This window comes from Bacteroidales bacterium (genome assembly GCA_029210725.1).
Classification (GTDB): Bacteria; Bacteroidota; Bacteroidia; order Bacteroidales.
Genome location: JARGFM010000003.1, coordinates 168,552 through 186,653, shown reverse-complemented (window position 1 = coordinate 186,653; position 18,102 = coordinate 168,552). Strand labels below are relative to the sequence as shown.

Annotated in this window: 20 protein-coding genes; 8 read left to right on the top strand and 12 right to left on the bottom strand. The window is 49.0% G+C overall.

Annotated elements, in window-relative coordinates; genetic code table 11:
• Positions 1–113 precede the first annotated feature (113 nt).
• The 3 genes from P1P86_03050 to P1P86_03040 are packed head-to-tail and all read left to right on the top strand — an operon-like array spanning position 114 to position 1,953.
• Positions 114–602 carry a hypothetical protein gene (locus P1P86_03050; protein MDF1574154.1) on the top strand — a complete coding sequence of 163 codons (489 nt, stop codon included), beginning with the start codon at positions 114–116 and terminating at the stop codon, positions 600–602.
• Positions 603–623: 21 nt separating this feature from the next.
• Entirely contained in the window at positions 624–1,517 is an 894-nt protein-coding gene (locus tag P1P86_03045) for a hypothetical protein (GenBank protein MDF1574153.1), read from the top strand.
• 10 nt (positions 1,518–1,527) lie between these two features.
• The gene (locus tag P1P86_03040; GenBank protein ID MDF1574152.1) at positions 1,528–1,953 is read left to right on the top strand and encodes a hypothetical protein; all 426 of its coding nucleotides are present in this window, start codon (positions 1,528–1,530) and stop codon (positions 1,951–1,953) included.
• A gap of 299 nt (positions 1,954–2,252) precedes the next feature.
• On the opposite strand, the gene P1P86_03035 is transcribed toward P1P86_03040, so the two are convergent.
• The 5 genes from P1P86_03035 to P1P86_03015 form a co-directional block, all read right to left on the bottom strand.
• A complete protein-coding gene (locus P1P86_03035; protein ID MDF1574151.1) occupies positions 2,253–2,483 on the bottom strand; it encodes an addiction module protein in 231 nt (76 codons plus the stop codon).
• Between the two features lie 2 nt (positions 2,484–2,485).
• Positions 2,486–2,827: a helix-turn-helix transcriptional regulator gene (locus P1P86_03030; protein MDF1574150.1), complete on the bottom strand. Its 342-nt coding sequence runs from the start codon at positions 2,825–2,827 to the stop codon at positions 2,486–2,488.
• A 140-nt stretch (positions 2,828–2,967) separates the two neighbouring features.
• Positions 2,968–3,735: a DUF1080 domain-containing protein gene (locus P1P86_03025; GenBank protein ID MDF1574149.1), complete on the bottom strand. Its 768-nt coding sequence runs from the start codon at positions 3,733–3,735 to the stop codon at positions 2,968–2,970.
• A gap of 37 nt (positions 3,736–3,772) precedes the next feature.
• Complete coding sequence (locus P1P86_03020; protein MDF1574148.1) at positions 3,773–4,609, bottom strand: PIG-L family deacetylase; 837 nt, start codon at positions 4,607–4,609, stop codon at positions 3,773–3,775.
• Between the two features lie 47 nt (positions 4,610–4,656).
• Positions 4,657–5,694 (bottom strand): alcohol dehydrogenase catalytic domain-containing protein, encoded by a 1,038-nt coding sequence (locus tag P1P86_03015; protein ID MDF1574147.1) that lies wholly within the window; start codon positions 5,692–5,694, stop codon positions 4,657–4,659.
• 38 nt (positions 5,695–5,732) lie between these two features.
• Here P1P86_03015 and P1P86_03010 point away from each other — a divergent pair, with 38 nt between their 5' ends.
• Positions 5,733–6,734, top strand: coding sequence for an SDR family oxidoreductase (locus tag P1P86_03010; protein MDF1574146.1), 1,002 nt, complete (start codon positions 5,733–5,735; stop codon positions 6,732–6,734).
• Between the two features lie 3 nt (positions 6,735–6,737).
• On the opposite strand, the gene xerD is transcribed toward P1P86_03010, so the two are convergent.
• A complete protein-coding gene (gene xerD / locus P1P86_03005) occupies positions 6,738–7,637 on the bottom strand; it encodes a site-specific tyrosine recombinase XerD (GenBank protein MDF1574145.1) in 900 nt (299 codons plus the stop codon).
• On the bottom strand, positions 7,637–8,221 hold the full coding sequence (locus P1P86_03000) for a HupE/UreJ family protein (protein ID MDF1574144.1): 585 nt from the start codon (positions 8,219–8,221) through the stop codon (positions 7,637–7,639). The genes xerD and P1P86_03000 overlap by 1 nt, the downstream gene beginning before the upstream one ends.
• A 40-nt stretch (positions 8,222–8,261) precedes the next feature.
• Between P1P86_03000 and P1P86_02995 the strand changes: the two genes are divergently transcribed.
• From P1P86_02995 to P1P86_02980, 4 genes are read left to right on the top strand one after another with little or no spacing between them, the layout of a single operon-like run.
• Positions 8,262–8,753: a hypothetical protein gene (locus tag P1P86_02995; GenBank protein ID MDF1574143.1), complete on the top strand. Its 492-nt coding sequence runs from the start codon at positions 8,262–8,264 to the stop codon at positions 8,751–8,753.
• 4 nt (positions 8,754–8,757) lie between these two features.
• Positions 8,758–11,376 (top strand): gliding motility-associated C-terminal domain-containing protein, encoded by a 2,619-nt coding sequence (locus P1P86_02990; protein ID MDF1574142.1) that lies wholly within the window; start codon positions 8,758–8,760, stop codon positions 11,374–11,376.
• 7 nt (positions 11,377–11,383) lie between these two features.
• The gene (locus P1P86_02985) at positions 11,384–12,583 is read left to right on the top strand and encodes a tetratricopeptide repeat protein (GenBank protein MDF1574141.1); all 1,200 of its coding nucleotides are present in this window, start codon (positions 11,384–11,386) and stop codon (positions 12,581–12,583) included.
• Entirely contained in the window at positions 12,574–13,104 is a 531-nt protein-coding gene (locus tag P1P86_02980) for a HEAT repeat domain-containing protein (GenBank protein MDF1574140.1), read from the top strand. Before P1P86_02985 ends, P1P86_02980 begins: the two co-directional genes overlap by 10 nt.
• On the opposite strand, the gene P1P86_02975 is transcribed toward P1P86_02980, so the two are convergent.
• Genes P1P86_02975 through serC form a run of 5 tightly spaced genes read right to left on the bottom strand, consistent with a single transcriptional unit; the run spans position 13,101 to position 18,030 of the window.
• Entirely contained in the window at positions 13,101–14,078 is a 978-nt protein-coding gene (locus P1P86_02975; protein MDF1574139.1) for a dihydroorotate dehydrogenase-like protein, read from the bottom strand. The two genes, P1P86_02980 and P1P86_02975, sit on opposite strands and share 4 nt — an antisense overlap.
• Positions 14,079–14,089: 11 nt before the next feature.
• Positions 14,090–14,758 carry a YggS family pyridoxal phosphate-dependent enzyme gene (locus P1P86_02970; GenBank protein MDF1574138.1) on the bottom strand — a complete coding sequence of 223 codons (669 nt, stop codon included), beginning with the start codon at positions 14,756–14,758 and terminating at the stop codon, positions 14,090–14,092.
• Positions 14,759–14,769: 11 nt separating this feature from the next.
• Positions 14,770–16,017 carry a DUF1015 family protein gene (locus tag P1P86_02965; protein ID MDF1574137.1) on the bottom strand — a complete coding sequence of 416 codons (1,248 nt, stop codon included), beginning with the start codon at positions 16,015–16,017 and terminating at the stop codon, positions 14,770–14,772.
• A 3-nt stretch (positions 16,018–16,020) separates the two neighbouring features.
• Positions 16,021–16,941, bottom strand: a complete 921-nt coding sequence (locus P1P86_02960; GenBank protein ID MDF1574136.1) for a 3-phosphoglycerate dehydrogenase — start codon at positions 16,939–16,941, stop codon at positions 16,021–16,023.
• Positions 16,942–16,959: 18 nt separating this feature from the next.
• Positions 16,960–18,030, bottom strand: a complete 1,071-nt coding sequence (serC, locus tag P1P86_02955; protein ID MDF1574135.1) for a 3-phosphoserine/phosphohydroxythreonine transaminase — start codon at positions 18,028–18,030, stop codon at positions 16,960–16,962.
• Positions 18,031–18,102 lie beyond the last annotated feature (72 nt).

The following is an 18,102-nucleotide window of genomic DNA, read 5'->3' as shown; positions in this document are numbered from 1 at the left end:
AAGCATTTAAGATATCAACATATCGTGTTGATTATCAACATTATGTGTATATTAAATGACTTTTTCAGCAGACCCTATTTAAGAGAGCTATACCACAATATAAATCCATAAATATGAAGAACTACGTTATATATACGCTACTTTTAACATTTGTATTTAGTTGTATACCTGAGAAGAAGGAACAAAGGGGTATTAACTTAATTGGTTCTTGGTTCTACATTGAAAATGAAAATGTATACACAGAAGTAATCATAGATTCCAATTATATATCATTTTACTCAAGCGAAAATGGACTCTTAGGACCTTATTCATATAGCATGGAGAACAACAACCTTCAATTTCATAGTGCTCAGTATAACATGATAGAAGATGGATGTAACACAGTAATTTGGGAGAATGAAGAGTTTACAATTAAACTTACTAGATTATCAAACTTAATTCTTACTCCAGATTCTAATACCCTAAATCCTTATTATTTAAGACGATGCAATTACTTTGTAAATTCAGGAGTAATATCAACGGATGAAGCAATCGAATACCTAAATCGAATTGAAAAAAGTGATTCAATTGAATTTATAGAGGAAATATATTTTCCTGAATAAGAAAGGTAGTCTGGATAGTTAATGTTTAAAGACTGTTGTATCGATGAATTCATAAGGTATACCTATGCCCTGATTAATCCCCTTCGCTTTATCGATCCGACAGGTTATCTTACGACTAAACAGTTCAATGATATCGTCAGAAACCTTTTGAATAGTCACGATGGCGGGGAATGGAATCCGTTTGGCGGGATTTCATATTACGGAGGATATGGTGCCTCTACATCTGCCGGGCAAAGCTATCTTGGCACATTTGGAGGCGGCGGCGGTTCATTTAATATTTCAGGAAGTCTGGGAGGATTTGTGAGAACATATTTACCGGGCAAACAAAGATATGGATATATATGGGAGAAAGGAGACCTCAGTATAAACTTCTCACCAAGGAATCCTGGATGGGAATCCTCTAGTTCTCTTTCAACACCACTCACTCCTGTATCATGGCTGAATGACCCAATTGATGATATTTATGGGGAAGCGGCATCAAGAGTGTCTATGAGTGGTACTGATATTATATCTTCCTACCCACATGGTTATTCTATCGCAGCTTTTGAGGGTAATTCTGGTGAACTCAGACAATGGAATCCCTCAGGTATGCATAAATGGAGTCGTAGCAAAAATTTCTTTAATAGGCTATCCTATAATTTTGTTGATGGTGCCATTGTTACAGCACAGTCTTTTTTTAGGGGGCCAAATTCCGTTCATTTAACAGGTGAATTAGTTAGAGGAAATGATCGTGTAGATGCATTTTTCAATACAGCTTCCTGGGCACTTTTTATTGGTGAAGCGTCAACATTTAGAGCAATTAACAGTGGTGTTTATTCATCAAGGTGGGGGCTACGAATACAAGCCCATACACATCCATTGAGTCCCTTAAATATTGGAAGTACTTTTATTAGTACTAGTGAATTGATTAACTGAATTTTAAGCCATGGAGAAGTACTATTGTGATAGTTCCGTGAAGTCAGATGCTCAATGGAGACACCTTCTTGATCTGGCTCTTGAAGGCGCAGATACAGTGGAGTTTAATGCTCTTTCCAAGGATTACAAGTCATCGCTTGCCGAAGTGCTGCCGGGGGAACCTTATGAGATTATAAAAACAAGAGAAGGTAAAATCTATCAAAGCGGAGATATCATCCGGTTTCATTTATCTGAGAATGTGAAGCAGTTCCTTTTGAAAAAGGAATATGCGAACTGGAAGAATTATTTTATTGAAGATGTGTGTTTGATTAGTAAAGGTAAAGAGATACTGTCAACTGTATCCCATGAGCATTATATCATAATGCCTTTATCTGAAGCACAAAGGCAAGAACTTAACAATGAAGGATTTTCGTTTGATTTTGAATGGGTCACCTGATTTATATCTTCTTTTCCACACTTCTGGATCCTGGCTGGTGTGCAGCACGGCAGAGATAATCACGGTTTTATTAGCCTCATCCACTGTATAGTGGATCATAAACGGGAATACCCTTAGGACAGCTGTTTTGACCTCATCATAGCGTATGCTGCAGGCTGTGGGGTTTTGCTTAATGAATTGGATGCTGTCGCGGACTTCCTCTGTGAATCTTTTTCCCAGTCCAGGGCTTTGGTTATTGTACCAATGGGCCGCTTCCCGGATATCTTCTTTGGCAAGAGGGAGTATAATGGATTTATGCATTAAAGCTCTTTTTCAATGTCATCCATTGCAGCATCAAAGTCCATTGCAATATCTGGATCTTTCCTGTACTCATCCATGCGTTTTCTTACCAGATCTTTGTGCCAATTGGGAACATCCACTTCTTCGTTCTCCAGTCCCTTGTATTTTGATTTCAGGTCTTCCCATTCCTGAATAGGAATGAAAACTCCAGTGGTCTTTCCCTTGTTGTCTGAAATATATTGCAGGTTCATGATCAGGCCAGTTTTTGGTGAGTTAAGCTCATTTGTGCATCCCTGAGCAAAGAATCCATTACATGCAGGATCCTTTCGCGTTCCGGTTTGTCGATTTTTTCAAGGAGCTCTAATCGATAAAGCATTTTCTTATCCTGTATGAGATAGTTAGTGCTGCCGGTCAGATAATCCAGAGAAACTTCTAAGGCATCGGCCATTTTTTTAGCAATCTCCACGGAAGGGGTTATTTCATCCCGTTCATATCTACCAATAACAGCTCCGGAGGTGCCGATCATCTTACCGAACTGATCGCGGTTCAGTCCCTTTTCTTTACGTAAGGTACTTATCTTATCTCCTAATTTCATAACCTATAAATTGTCAAGTTGCTATAAAAATCATTAATTGTTCAAAAATACCTCATTTATAGGTTAAAATCAAAACTTAAAAATTTTCAAAATCTTTTATTTATTGGTTAAATTTGTCACTAATGATGAAGGAACTGGTCTTAAAAATCGGTATCCGCCTCCGCCAGATCCAGCTCCTTGATCCAGATATTGCGGTATAGTACCGAATACCCCTCGGCCTGCAGCTTAATGCCTCCGGGTGTGTCGGTGATCCCTTTGCCGCCATCATTGCCGCCATCGATTCCTGAATTGGCTCCTCCCCATACCTGGTTGATTCCGATATTGGAATAGACTTTGATGCCATTGAAGTAGTTGGTAACCAGCGCCTTTTCAATACGTTCCCCATTCTCAAAACGGGCAGCCCGGAAGACCATGTCATAGGAGTTCCATTTCCCTGTACCATTATAGGCATAGTAAGGAGAGTCGATCTCATTGATCACCGCGGCCATTCCGTGCCGAGTCGAATCGCCGTCCAGAATCTGGATCTCGTAGCGGTTCTGCAGGTAAACACCCGAGTTTCCTCCAGGCTGTTCGATCAGGAACTCCACATGGAGCCGGAAATCGCGGTATTCCTTTTTGGTCACAATATCGGCCGAACCGTATTTATGATCCACCACCGCGGGATCGTCGCTGCTCATGACCGTACCGCCATCCACCGGATCCTCCACAATTTCCCATTTTATAGGCATTTCTGCGGCAAACCTGGGACCCTCCCAGTAGATCCAGTTCTCATGAAGCGATTCGGCGGTTCCATCAAACAGAAGCTCTGCCCCTGCGGGAGCCTTGGCTCCCAGTCCAACAGGATCCTGCTTGCAGGCAGTCAACACGAATAAAGACAAAATAAGGGTCGTACAACAAATAGTTTTCATGGTCTGGTATTTTTTTATGGTTATTGCATATAATGTCTTATCTGCCAAGATCGTCGGGAAGGCCTTTGTAGTGACGGAAGCCTTCCATGGGCTTCCCGTCCTTTTTCTCGTGAATCCATTCGCTCAGAGCTGCTTTCACTTCTTTCTCTTCCTCAGGCGACATCTCGGGACCCTTGTAATCGGACCATCCGGAGCTGAACTGGCTTACATATTTCATCAGGGCCTCCACTTTTCGCTCCTCCCATTCTGAGATATCCACCCAGGTATTTTTATCCTCTTCGGCCGAATCGTAGAGCATGTATTCCGGGATGGTGTGGGCCTCGAGTCCCTCCACCGTAATCTGTCCCTGGAACATCAGGGGCCACATGGCCGCCCGGGCGGCATCGGCCGAAAGCTGAGCAGAAGCCCGGTGGTCGGCCTTGTGCCAGCGCACACTTCCCTTTCCCGGATCGAAGGAGAAAAGAACATCCGGCTTGATTTTACGGATCATCCTCACCAGCTTGGCAACCACCTCTTTCGTATCCTCGTATTCCAGCATGCCATCGTCATAACCCAGATTGATATAGTGATCGGTGGGAATACCCATGGTGGCCAGGGCTGCCTGCTCCTCCTGCTTGCGGATCAGGGCCAGGTCCATCATCCCCAGGTCGGGATCCTGCGTTCCCACATTTCCGGTGGTTAGTATTACGATATAGACCTCGTTCCCATTGGCATTCAGCATGCCCAGGGTTCCCATGGAATAAGAGTCATCATCGGGATGAGCCCCGATCAACAGAATGGTCTTTCCGGTCCATTGCTCGACCGGCTGTTCGGGTTGTCCCATGACAGCCAGGGGCAGGGCTGCCAGGATCAGGGTAATCAGAATGTTCTTCATGCTTGTCGTTTAATGTTTAAGATTCGAATATGAAAGTAGCCAAAAGCTTAGTTAAAATCAATCATTGCCTTCATGACCCCGTCCCCGTAAGCCGCCACCAGGTCAAAGGCCTTCTTGCTCTGTTCAAAGGGAAAGCGGTGAGTGGTCATGTCAGCCACGGATATCTCGCCTGCGGCCATCATATCCAGGGCGGGTTGCACGGCTTCGTTCTGCCTTCTCACATTCTGGAAGCAAAGTTCTTTACGCCGCGATTTATCCACCGGAAAGGACCAGCGATCAAATTCCGGGATCCCGATGATCATCAGCTTTCCTCCTGGTTTCAGCAGATCCACAGCATTATCGATGGCTTCCTGCTGGCCACAGCACTCAAATACCACGTCCAGAAGCTCCGGTACCTGCCCGGATATCTTTTCCACCACATCTTCCCGGTCGGGATTGGCCGTTAACCGGGCGCCGCTTTTCCGGGCAATTTTCAGGCGTTCATCTATCTTATCGCTTACATACACCTCACTGGCACCCAAGGCCAGGGCAGGCAGCAGAACACTCATTCCAATAGGGCCGAATCCCAGGATCCCCACTCTGGCTCCCTCCATGGGGATCGACTGCTTCACCGCATACAGGCCAATGGCCAGGGGCTCCGAAATGGCAGCTTCATCAAAGCTCATATGGTCCGGTATTTTGTAGCAGCTGCTTTCAGGCATTACGATATATTCGGAAAGAGAACCTTCGGCCTGACCGGGACAACCCAGAAAGCGCAGCTTCCGGCAGGTATGTGGCCGCCCTCCCCTGCACTGGTCGCATTCTCCGCAGGGCATGGCAGGCTCGATGGCAATCCGGTCGCCCGGCTTTACCCGGCTAACGGCACTTCCAACAGCCTCCACCTCGCCTGCTCCTTCATGTCCAACAGTAAAAGGGTACTTAACCACCTGATCGCCGATCTTTCCGGAAACATAGTAATGTATATCTGATCCGCAAACGCCCAGGGTCTTCATCCTGATCAGTACATCCCTTTCATCCAGGATGGCCGGAGCAGGCACTTCTTTCATTTCCATCTGCCGAATGCCCGTTAGCATCATTGCTTTCATTAACTTGGTATTTTTAGCGAACTAATAAAGTAAGTAAAATGAAAGCACTTTTCATTGGCGGGACCGGGAATATTTCCAGGGCTTGTTCAGAACTTGCACTTGCCAGCGGCTTTGAACTGACGATTCTGAGCAGGGGGCAGAGAGGCCACAGCACTTTGTCAGAGGCCGGATTTATCCAAGTCGACATTAACAACGTTCAAGAGGTGAGGACCTTACTAAAAGGAAAACACTTCGATGTGGTGGTTAATTTCATTGCCTATACTCCCTCCGACATAGAACGGGATATTCAGCTTTTCTCTGCCAACTGTGACCAGTATATTTTTATCAGTTCAGCTTCCGTTTACCAGAAACCTCCCAGCCATCCTGTTATTACAGAATCCACGCCCCTGGCCAATCCCTACTGGGACTATTCCCGGGATAAAATTGCATGCGAGGAGCTTCTGATGAAGGCATACCGTGAAAATGGATTTCCCGCTACCGTTGTAAGACCTTCCCACACCTATGAGACCGTGATTCCCGTGGCCATAGGAAGCTGGGAGGATTTTACCATTATCGACCGGATGAGAAAAGGAGGTACGGTGATCATACACGGGGACGGGACCTCCCTTTGGACCATCACTCATTCGCGGGATTTTGCAAAGGGATTTGTGGGCCTGATGGGCCATATGCAAGCCATCGGTCACAGTTTTCACATCACCTCCGATGAGCTGCTGAACTGGAACCAGATCTACCAGTCCGTGGCTGAAGCTGCAGGCGCGGAACTAAAAGCTGTGCATGTCTCCTCCGAACTCATTTTCAGGGTGGCGGATACGATGGGACAGGAATGGATGCGCGGAAACCTGATGGGTGATAAAGCCCACAGTGTCATTTTTGATAATACAAAAATAAAGCGTTTTGTTCCCGGATTTGTTGCCACCATCCCCTTCAGGGAGGGAATTAAGAAAACTGTGGAGTGGTTTGACGATCATCCCGACCGGATCAGTATCCATAAAGAGAACAACAGGCTAATGGATGCCATCCTGGATGCCTGCCCGGGCTGAGCGCTACCTGGAGCGGGGGTGAAAACTGAGAATGGCATCACGCAGGTACTCCCTGTCCAGGTGGGTGTAGATCTCGGTGGTGGTAATCGATTCGTGACCAAGCATCTCCTGAACGGCCCGCAGGTCGGCTCCCCCCTCCACCAGGTGGGTGGCAAAGGAGTGCCGGAAAGTATGGGGGCTCACCGTTTTCTGAATGCCCGCATCCCCGGCAAGCTCCCTGATGATCGTAAATACCATGTTCCGGGTGAGTTTCCTTCCCCTTCGGTTCAGGAAGAGTATATCCTTGTGTCCCGGCTGTATGGGGAGAGAGTTCCGGTCGATCAGGTAAAGATCGATCTCTTTCAGGGCGCGCTGACTGAAAGGGACCAGCCGCTCCTTATCCCCTTTCCCGATAACCCGGATAAAGCCTTCGGCCCGGAATATTCCCGAAATCTGCAGGCCCACCAGCTCCGTAACACGCAGACCGCAGCTGTAAAGGGTCTCCAGCATGGCCTTGTTCCGGCGCCCCTGGGGTTTGCTTAGATCGATCTTTTCCAGCATCCGGTCTATCTCGGCCACCGTAAGCACCTCCGGCAGTTTACTTCCCAGTCTGGGACCTTCCAGCAAGGCCGTGGGATCCTTCTCTATGATCTCTTCCATCAGCAGGTAGCGGTAGAAAGCCTTTATCCCTGAAAGAATCCGGGCCTGACTTCTGGCTGATAGTCCCAGCTCACTGATCCAGGCCAGGAAACGGCTCAGATGTTCAGGCTCCAGCTCTTCCGGTGCAAGGTCGTTCCCGGAACTATCCAGATAAAGCTGCAGTCTGGCAATATCGGACAGATAGGCTGCCCGGGAGTTGGGCGACAGGCCCTTCTCCAGCTTCAGGAACCCTTCAAACTCCTTTATGATCCCCTGCCAGTCCATCAGAAAGGAAATCGCTCAATCATCAGAACCATGGAGATTCCCAGACCGGCCCCGCTGAGCATAACATGCCATTCGCGCCTGTTTGCTCCCAGCAGATCCACCACAAACCTGGTCAGCAACATAATCAGAACAACAATGATGATCTGCCCCACCTCGATCCCCACGTTAAAGGAAAACAGGGGGAGTACCAGTCCCCGCCCGGAACCCAGGAGGCTGCGGAGATAGTTGGAGAATCCCAGTCCATGGATCAGCCCGAAAAACAGAGCTGCAGCATACTTCAGGTAGTGTTGCAGGGAGCTTACCCGGCGATTCCGGCCAAAAAGATTGGCCAGGGCCGTTATAAATATGGTCAGCGGGATCAGGAACTCTACCAGATCGCCATCCACCCTCAACAGGTCCAGGGTGGCCAGTGCCAGGGTGAGCGAATGACCCAGGGTAAAGGCGGTCACCAGCACCAGCACCTTTTTCCACTCTTTCAGGCTGTATACCACGCAGAGAGTGAGAATAAAAAGGATATGATCATAGCCTTTCAGATCAGCGATATGCTGCAATCCCAGTTTAAAATAGAGCTCAAACAGAGACATAGGGTGCTAAGAGATTAGAAGTTTATGTATTTTTACATGCATGAGACTGATCGCCATCTTATCCTGGATCCTGCTTTTTCCGGCGCCCTCGCCGGCCCATCCCCTTCATCTTTCCATCACGAATATAACATATGAAAACGGAATGCTGAACATAGAAATGAAATCATTCAGGGACGACTGGGAGGTAGGGTATTTTCACTATCATAGCAAACCCATCGATTTCAGAGATCCCCTTATGCGGGAGAAAGCCTGGTTCAGTGACTACCTGAACAAGTGTTTCAGGATTTCTTCGGGGAAAGAGATGCCGGGACTTGAGCTGAAGATTGATACGGTGCTCCTGGAGGACGACGCCATGACCATCGGGATGCATGCCCTGGTCCCCTCGAGTCCAAATTCTTTGTACATTTACAACACCTTACTGGTAGATATTTATCCCGACCAAAGCAATCTGGTTATTTTTGTTTATAAAAACAGAGAGACTGGTATAAAATTTGACGTGAAAAAGCATGATGCAGAAGTGATACTGCGGTAGGCGAATGAAAAGGCTGACTTTCCCCATATTGTTCCTGGTTTGCATGGCCCTTCCTTTGCATGCAACCCATAACCGGGCAGGTGAGATAACCCTGACCCAGCTGGATGATCTTACCTACCAGATCCAGATCACCACCTTCACCTATACCCTCAGTCAGGCCGACCGCGACGACCTGGGGGTTCAGTGGGGCGATAACACCTTCTCCTATGCCCAACGTGTTGAAATAACAAGACTCCCTTACTTCTACCAGAAGAACGTCTACATTACCCAGCACACTTTCCCGGGACCGGGTGTTTACGAGATTGTGGTGCAGGATCCCAACAGGAATGCTGATGTGAAAAATATACCCAACTCGGTCAATGTGATCTTTTCCATTAAGACCACGATCCTGATCAGCCCCGACCTGGGAAATAACTCCACTCCTGTACTTCTGAATCCGCCCATTGACCGGGCCGCCTTCGGTCAGATTTTTATCCATAATCCGGCTGCCTACGATCCCGACGGGGACAGCCTTTCCTATAAGCTGACCATTTGTACCGAACAGGACGGCAGGCCGATTGAAGGCTATACACTGCCCCCTGCCAGCGACACCCTCTTTATCGATCCCTTTACCGGTGATCTTACGTGGATCACACCCTCCGATTCAGGCTGGTTCAATATCGCCATTGATGTGGAAGAGTGGCGGGAGGGTGTGAAGATTGGTAATATAGTCAGAGATATGCAGATCGAAGTCTATAATACCGATAATCGCGCTCCCGTGCAGACTGACCCGGGGGATTATTGCATAGAGGCAGGAAGCGTGCTTTCAGTGGAAATAGTGGCCACGGACGAAAACAACAATTCCATACAGCAATTAGCCACCGGCGGACCTTTCGTGGTGGATGTGAATCCGGCCACCTACACGGTCGACCAGGCCTCTTCCACCATTGGATACAGTCAGGCTCTCTTCGAGTGGCATACAGATCCTTCCCATGTCAGGGAGCAATACTACACCGTGGTCTTCAAAGCCGAGGACAGTCACCCGGAAACCCCCCTGGTGGATATTCGCAATATGAACATCAAGGTTCTGGGGCCGTCGCCCGACATGCCCTCCCTGATCCCCGGCAGTAACAGTGTAACCCTCATCTGGCCGGCCGACACCTGTCTGCCCGTTACCGGCTACCAGATCTACCGGAAGTCGGGACCGGCAGCCTATGTGCCTGACAGCTGCACGGGAGGCGTTCCTTCTGAAACGGGTTATTCACTGATCGCTGTAACTGAAAGCAGGCTGGACACCCTGTTCGTGGATGATAATAAGGGCAGCGGGCTGCCTCAGGGAAATGAGTACTGCTATATGATCGTTTCCGTTTACCCCGATGGTGCCCTTAGCTTTCCCTCGCCGGAAAACTGTACCCCGCTTGTGGAGGGAAGCCCCTCCATGATGGAGGTCAGTGTCACAGAACACTCCGCCAGCGGAACCATCCGGGTGGCCTGGACCCGGCCTGAAGGACTCGATACCATACCTGCCAACGGTCCTTATGAGTATCTGATATACCGCTCCGATGACCTGCTGGGAAAAAACATGGCCCAGGTGGGTTCTTTTACCACAGCGGACCTGAATGACACCACCTGGCTCGACGAGGCGGTGAATACAGAGCTCTTCCCCTGGTCCTATAAGGTGGAGTTATACAACAACGAACCGGGAAACAGGTTCAGGATCGGGGAAGCAGAGTCGGCCTCCTCGCTCTATCCGGATTTGAGGGGAGAAGACAACCGGATTGTGATCCGGATGCGGAAGAATGTGCCCTGGATCAATTATGATTATACCATCTATCGCCTGAACCAGGGTAGCGGAAGCTATGATTCCATAGGGTTTACCACAGAGGATCTCTATATAGACGAAGGACTGGAAAACGGAGTGGAGTACTGCTATCGTCTCACCAGCACCGGATGGAGGTTGCTGGGCAGCACCCTTTACGAGAACAGAAACTTCAGCCATACCGCCTGTACCACTCCCGTCGATTCCATCCCGCCCTGTCCACCCACGCTGAACGGGTATTCGGCCTGTAACAGCGGATATAACCACCTCTCCTGGTTTTTTACCGATCCTTCCTGTGCAGAGGATGTGGTGGGCTACCGGCTCTATTACAGGGCCACCTTCGACGAAGCTCCCCGCATGATTGCTGAATTCGATGATCGTAACGACACCGTGTACAAGCACTACCCCGAAATTGCACTTTCGGGCTGCTATAATGTAACAGCCATCGACTCCTTCCAGAATGAATCGGTGCTCTCCACAAGTCTTTGCCTGGACGAGTGTTCCAATTATGTTCTGCCCAATGTTTTTTCACCCAACGGAGATGGAATCAATGATTTATACAGGCCTCAGAGAACCTCCTATGTGGAAAAGGTGGAAATGACCATCTTTAACCGCTGGGGAATCCAGGTGTTTTATACCGAAGACAAGGACATCAACTGGGATGGCAAGATCAATAACACGGATCAGCTGGTCTCCCCGGGGGTTTACTACTATATTTGCGATGTATACGAGTACCGGCTTACCGGTATAGAGGTATATGCGCTTACCGGATTTATCTATGTTTATTCAGGCGACGCCAATGAGGTATTTATTGAAACCAAATAAGCATGTTATGCGCCTGGGCACACTTCCCGCCCTGCTGCTCTGTGTGACGGTCATGGGATTCGGACAGTACGATCCTTACCTGTCGGGACGCGCATGCATGGAGGGCGAATTATATGATTCCGCCCTGTTTCATCTGGAGCAGGCCCTGCAACAAGACCCCGGCCAGACCGAGATTTATTACCAGCTGGGAATCGCCTTTTTTGCAGTGAAAAATTATCCGGCAGCCCGGGATGCCTTTTATGAAGCTGAAAAACGAAGGAAGGGCATGGGTAGTTTTTACCTGGCGAAAAGTGAGATCAAGCTGAACCATCCCCAGCAGGCCCTGAAGTACCTTCGCATTCATCTCTCTTCCCGCTATAAAAAAAGTGAATCGGATATCCTGCTGGATGAGGACCTGTCCACGCTGGAGGGCTTACCCGGATGGCAGCAACTCTGGAATGAAAAGCAGTGGTACACAAGCAGGGATAAAGAGTTCCAGGATGCCATGTTTCTGAAGAGCCAGGGCGAATATCTGGAAGCAATCAACCAGTTGAATATGCTGGAGAAACAGAATTACAACAAGAGCGTGGTCCTGAGCGAGAAAGCGGAGATATATCAGAGGCTTGGAAACATGAAAGCATCCCGGGCTGATTTAAAATCAGCAATTAAGAGCGATGTCAGGAACCTGGATGCACTTCAGCAGCTGGCCGTGATTCAGGCAGCCGACGGAGATGCCGGGGAGGCTGTTGAAGCTCTGACCAGGGTGATCCGGCAGGACCCGGCACGCTTTGAAGCCTATCTTCAACGGGCAGAGGCCCGGAGCCTGACCGGCGATCTGAGCGGAGCCCTGTCCGATACAGAATTCTACCTGTCGTACTTTCCTGCAAATGACTCTGCCCTGTACCGGCAGGGATTGATACAGTTCCAGCATGGAAAATACCTGGATGCGATCCAGTCCTTTAACCGCTCGCTGAAACTTAACAAAGGAGAGGCTGCCTACTATTTTGCCCGGGGAAGAACCTATGCCGCCACCGGGACGACCAGGTATGCGGAGAAGGATATGTCCATGGCCCTGGATCTGGATCCTTTGAATGGCGAGATCTGGTTCGAAAAAGGCAAACTGGCCGAACGGCTTGGGAACCGGAGCAGTGCCTGCCATTGCTTCAGGAAAGCCTTTCAGTATGGTATTTTTGAAGCCGGTGAATTGATCAGCAAGCGATGCAATTAATGGATTCCCGGAACAGCAAGCCCCGGCTTAAACAGCAGATAGAATCCCTGCGCTCCAGCAACCGCTCGGCCATACTGACCACCATCAGGGAGCTGCGCAAAGAAGGAGATGTGTCGGTTCTGCCCGAACTGTTTAACCTGATGCTTGTGCAGGACGATGAAGAGGTCCAGTATGAAATCGCTGCACTATTGAACGATCTGAAGGATAAAGAGTCTGTTCCGGTACTTGTTGAAGCCATTGCCAACCCGGAATACCGGGAAATCCAGCCCCTTCTTGTTGCAGCCTGCTGGCAGAACGGGCTTTCCTACAGCCATCATATTAACACTTTTATAAATGTGCTTGTAACAGGAGGATATATAGCGGCCATAGAAGCCTTTACAGTCATTGAAGAGGCCATTGGGGAACTGGAACAGGTTGAGAGGAACAGGCTGGCCCGCTCGCTGAAATCAAAACTAACCAGGGCAGAGGAGCAGAAAAGACCGCTTTTCGAGGAACTTGTCAGAGTCATCGAAGCTTACTAATGCATCGATGAGAAGTACTTCATAAACTGGGCCCGTTCGTAGACCGAAGGATCATCCAGACTGCCATAATTCATCTTTCCCCTGAAATCATCCGGAGACTCAAACTGGTTTTTCTCCATCCAACGCTTCATCTCCTGGATCATATCCCTGACATAGTCCAGGCCATTCCGGTAGAGAACCGAGCATACCTGCACCGCTGCTGCTCCGGCCAGAATCTGCTTCACGACTGCCATCCCGGAGTGAACCCCGGTGGAGGCGGCCAGATCGAGCTGATCCACCTGTGAAGATACTATCCCTATCCAACGCAGCGTGGTGCGGAGCTCCGCGGGCGTGCTCAGGACCTCTGCGGATCCGAAAGTCAACTCATCTGTATCAATGTCCGGCGCATAGAAGCGGTTGAACAGGACCACTGCTGCAGCACCGCGCAGATAAATCTGGTTCACCATCCAGGTAATGTTGGTAAAACCGCTCCCCAGCTTTACTATTACGGGAAGACTGGTGCGTTTTTTCACCTCCGAAACCAGGTGGAGATATCCCTTCTCATATTCCCTGGAATCTTTATCCTTGTTGATGGGAAGAAAATAGATATTCAACTCCAGGGCATCGGCCCCGGCCTTTTCAATTCTCCCTGCAAAATCGATCCACTCGGAAGCACTTACGCAATTGATGCTTGCCATAACCGGAATATCCACCGCCTCTTTAGCCGACCTGATCAGGGTCAGGTACTCTTCCAGGGAGTTCTCCCGGGCATAGGTCCGGATATAATCGCCTGCCTCCGGGTAATCGCTTTCGGCCGACAGTTTGCCTATCTCGTAGTTGATCTGTTCTTCGAATAAAGATTTGATCACCACTGCTCCTGCACCGGCAGCAGCCACTTTTTTTATACGGTCAACCGAGGAGGTCAGGCCACTGCTGCTCACTATAATAGGACTCTTCATGGAGAGACCTGCAAAGGTGGTGGAAAGATCAATCATAGGTGTTTATTTCAATAGTTTCTTGGACCAAATATAAGGTTTCCGATACGCACCAGGGTACTCCCTTCCTCAATGGCCAGCCGGAAGTCGCCCGACATTCCACAGGAGATTTGATCGAAGGAGTCCTGGTTTTTAAACGAAGAACTCTTCAGCCTCTCAAATATACGTTTTAGATGGCGAAACTCCTCCCTGATCTGATTTGAATTTTCCGTAAAGGTGGCCATACCCATCACCCCCCGGATCCGGACATGTTCCATCCTCTGAAAAGCTTCGGAGCCCAGCAGGTGCATCAGATCCTCCTCGGTCAGTCCGAATTTGTTCTCCTCCAGAGCGATACGTATCTGAAGAAGGCAATCGATCGTCCGCTCATTCTTTTCCGCCTCCCGGTCAATGACCGAAAGCAGCTTCAGACTGTCTACTCCGTGGAGCATATGAACGAAGGGGGCCAGGTATTTCACCTTATTGGATTGCAGGTGACCGATCATGTGCCAGCGGATTTCGGCGGGAAGCTTCTCCTGCCTGGCAAGCAGGTCCTGTACCTTGTTTTCGCCAAAATCGAGTTGTCCGGCATCATAGGCTTTCAGGATCTCCTCATCGGGCTTTGTTTTTGAGACCGCAACCAGGGTCACATGTGCCGGTATCTGCTCCTTAATTTTCAGAAGGTTCTCTGCAACTCCCATGGCTGTAAAAATTAATCCAGAGAATGAATCACCAGTCCGCTGCGCAGTTTTGGTTCAAACCAGGTGGTTTTGGGTGGCATGATCATCCCACTGTCGGCAATATTCATCAACTGCTTCATGCTCACAGGATAAAGAGCAAATGCTGCGGCCATTTCCCCACTATCGACCCTCCTGCTCAGCTCTTCAAGTCCCCGGATCCCTCCCACAAAATCGATGCGTCCGGATTTCCGCAGATCCGTAATATTCAGAAGTGGTCCCAGGATTTGTTCAGAAAGCACGGTGACATCCAGACAGGCTATGGGATCCATGTCATTGTAAGTTCCCGGCCGGGCCTTCAGCTCATACCAGAGTCCTTCGAGGTACATGCTGAGGGTATGCAGTTGTCCGGGCTTGAAGATCTCCGGTCCTTTCCCGGTAACAACAAATCCCTCCTCCAACTCTTCCAGGAATTCAGCGGCAGACATCCCGTTGAGATCCTTTACCACCCGGTTGTAATCAATGATGGTCAGCTGGGAAGCGGGGAAGTGAACGGCCAGGAAGAAGTTATACTCCTCATGTCCGGTATGATCCGGGTTATTCTTTCGACGCTCCTGCCCTACCAGTGCGGCTGCAGCGGTCCGGTGATGTCCGTCGGCCACATAGGTGTGGCTGATATCCTGTTCAAACAGCTCAACGACCCTGGCGATCACAGTCTGATTCTGGATCACCCAGAAATGGTGTCCCACCCCGTCTTCGGTGGTGAAATCGTATTCCGGTTCTCCGGCAATAACGTCCTCCACGATGGTATCCAGTTCGTTATGATCGGGATAAGCAAAAAATACAGGTTCGGCATTGAAGTTGGTCACCCGGATATGATTCATCCTGTCCTCCTCCTTATCCGGCCTGGTCAGTTCATGTTTTTTAATAACATCATCCAGGTAGTCATCCACGGCTGCACAGGCCACGATCCCGTACTGGGTATGCCCGGACATGGTCTGTCCGTAAATATACAGGCTCTCCGACTCATCCTGGACGAAAAAACCTTCGGAAATAAGCCTTTGAAGATTATCTCTTCCTATGTTGTAAACCAGATCCGAATGAAGGTCGGTTTCTTCGGGCAAATCCACTTCAGGTTTCACCACATGAAGAAAGGACCAGGGATTGCCTTTGACCTCTTCCCTCGCTTCCCCGGAATTCAAAACATCATAAGGCCTGGAAGCCACTTTCTTCACATTCTCTTTTCCGGGCCTGAAACCTTTGAAGGCATGTATCTTAGTCATACGTTAGTTTACTTTAAAAGTGCGGTCCCCCTTTTCCAGGAAATTGACGATTTGCCTGGCAGCAGCAACCCCGGCATTCAGATTGGCCTCAGCGGTCTGAGCTCCCATCTTCTTGGGGGTAAAGAATACCCGACCCTTATATTGCTCCTCCAGCTCTTCCCTGCAGTCCGGGGCGATATCTGAGATATACCTGAAATCATCTCTCTCCGCGAACACCTTCTTCAAGCCCGACTCATCAATGACCTCTTTGCGGGCGGTATTGACCAGAGTGGCTCCTTCGGGCATGCGGCTGAGAAGATCATACCCAATGGATCCAAGAGTCTCTGCATTTGCGGGAATATGCAGGGAGATATACTGGCATTTGCTATACAGACTTTCGGCCGATTCCTCGCGTGCCACCCCATCGTTGGTAATCACAACAGAATCCACAAAGGGGTCGAAAGCATAAACCTTCATGCCAAATCCTTTGGCGATCAGACCAACAATTCTACCAACGGCACCATAGGCATGAATCCCCAGTTTCTTTCCCCTCAATTCACTTCCTGTTACCGGAGTAAAACCGGCACGGTTCAGATATACCATCATCCCCAGAGCCAGTTCAGCCACTGCATTCGAGTTTTGTCCCGGGGTGTTCATAACCACCACGCCTTTTTCAGTGGCAGCATCCAGGTCCACATTGTCATAACCGGCACCGGCACGTACTACAATCTTCAGCTTTTCCGCTGCCTGAATCACCTCCCTGTCCACCTGGTCGCTGCGGATAATCAGGGCATCCTTGTCCTTCACAGCGGCTATCAGATCTGATTTCCCGGGATATTTGGAGAGTAGCTCCACCTCATACCCTGCATCTTTGAATACACCCTTCACCTCTTCCACTGTCTGGGCAGAAAAAGGTTTTTCTGTTGCTATCAATACTTTCGCCATGTTTCTGTTCTTATGCTGTTAAATACTCTTTTCAAATGCTTTCATGGCATCGATCAATGCCTCCACCGAAGAGATCGGCATGGCATTGTAAATAGATGCCCTGAAACCTCCAACAGACCGGTGACCCTTTAATCCCGACATTCCCCTTTCGGTGGCAAAGGCAAGAAAATCAGCCTCCTTATCCTTGTACTCTTCGCTCATCACAAAGGTCACATTCATGATGGAGCGGTCATCTTCATGATCTATCCCCGACACAAAGAGAGGATTCCGGTCAATCTCATTATAAAGAATTCTTGCCTTCTCCAGATTCAGTTTGTGCATGGCCTCAACTCCGCCCTGCTCCTTATACCAGCGCAGGGTATGCATGGCTGCATAGATGGCGACACAGGGGGGGGTATTGAACATGGATTCTTTTTCAATATGGATACGGTAGTCCAGCATGGTGGGAATGGCCCTGTCCACTTTTCCCAGGATCTCATCCTTAATGATCACAAAGGTGACACCAGCAGGAGCCAGGTTTTTCTGAGCCCCCCCGTAAATGATGGCATATTTGGAAACATCCAGGGGCCTGCTGAAAATATCGGACGACATATCCGCCACCAGATTTACGGCACAATCCATATCCTCCTTGATTTCAGTTCCATATATAGTGTTATTAGTAGTAATATGGAAGTAATCGACATCGGAGGGTACCTGAAAGACTCTGGGGATATAGGAGTAGGTGGTATCTTTGGAAGAAGCTACCACATCCACCTCTCCAAACAGCCTGGCCTCCTTAATGGCTTTGCTCGCCCATGCTCCGGTATCCAGGTAAGCCGCCTTGGTTTGCAGAAGGTTATAGGGGACCATGCAGAACTGCAGGCTGGCCCCTCCCTGCAGCAGCAATACACTGTATCCCGACGGGATATCCAGCAGATCCTTAAAGAGCTGCCGGGTTTCGTCCATGATGGCGATAAAATCCTTGCTTCGATGGGAGATCTCCATCAGGGACAGACCAGACTGGTTCAGGTCCAGGATGCCTTCTGCAGTTTGCTTGATGGTATAAGGCGAAAGAATGGAAGGACCAGCCGAAAAATTATGCTTTTTCATAATGATAGGAGTTAGAATGTAAAAGTTACAGAATTAAGCGTAGAAAACAGTTGTTATTTGGATAACAATAAA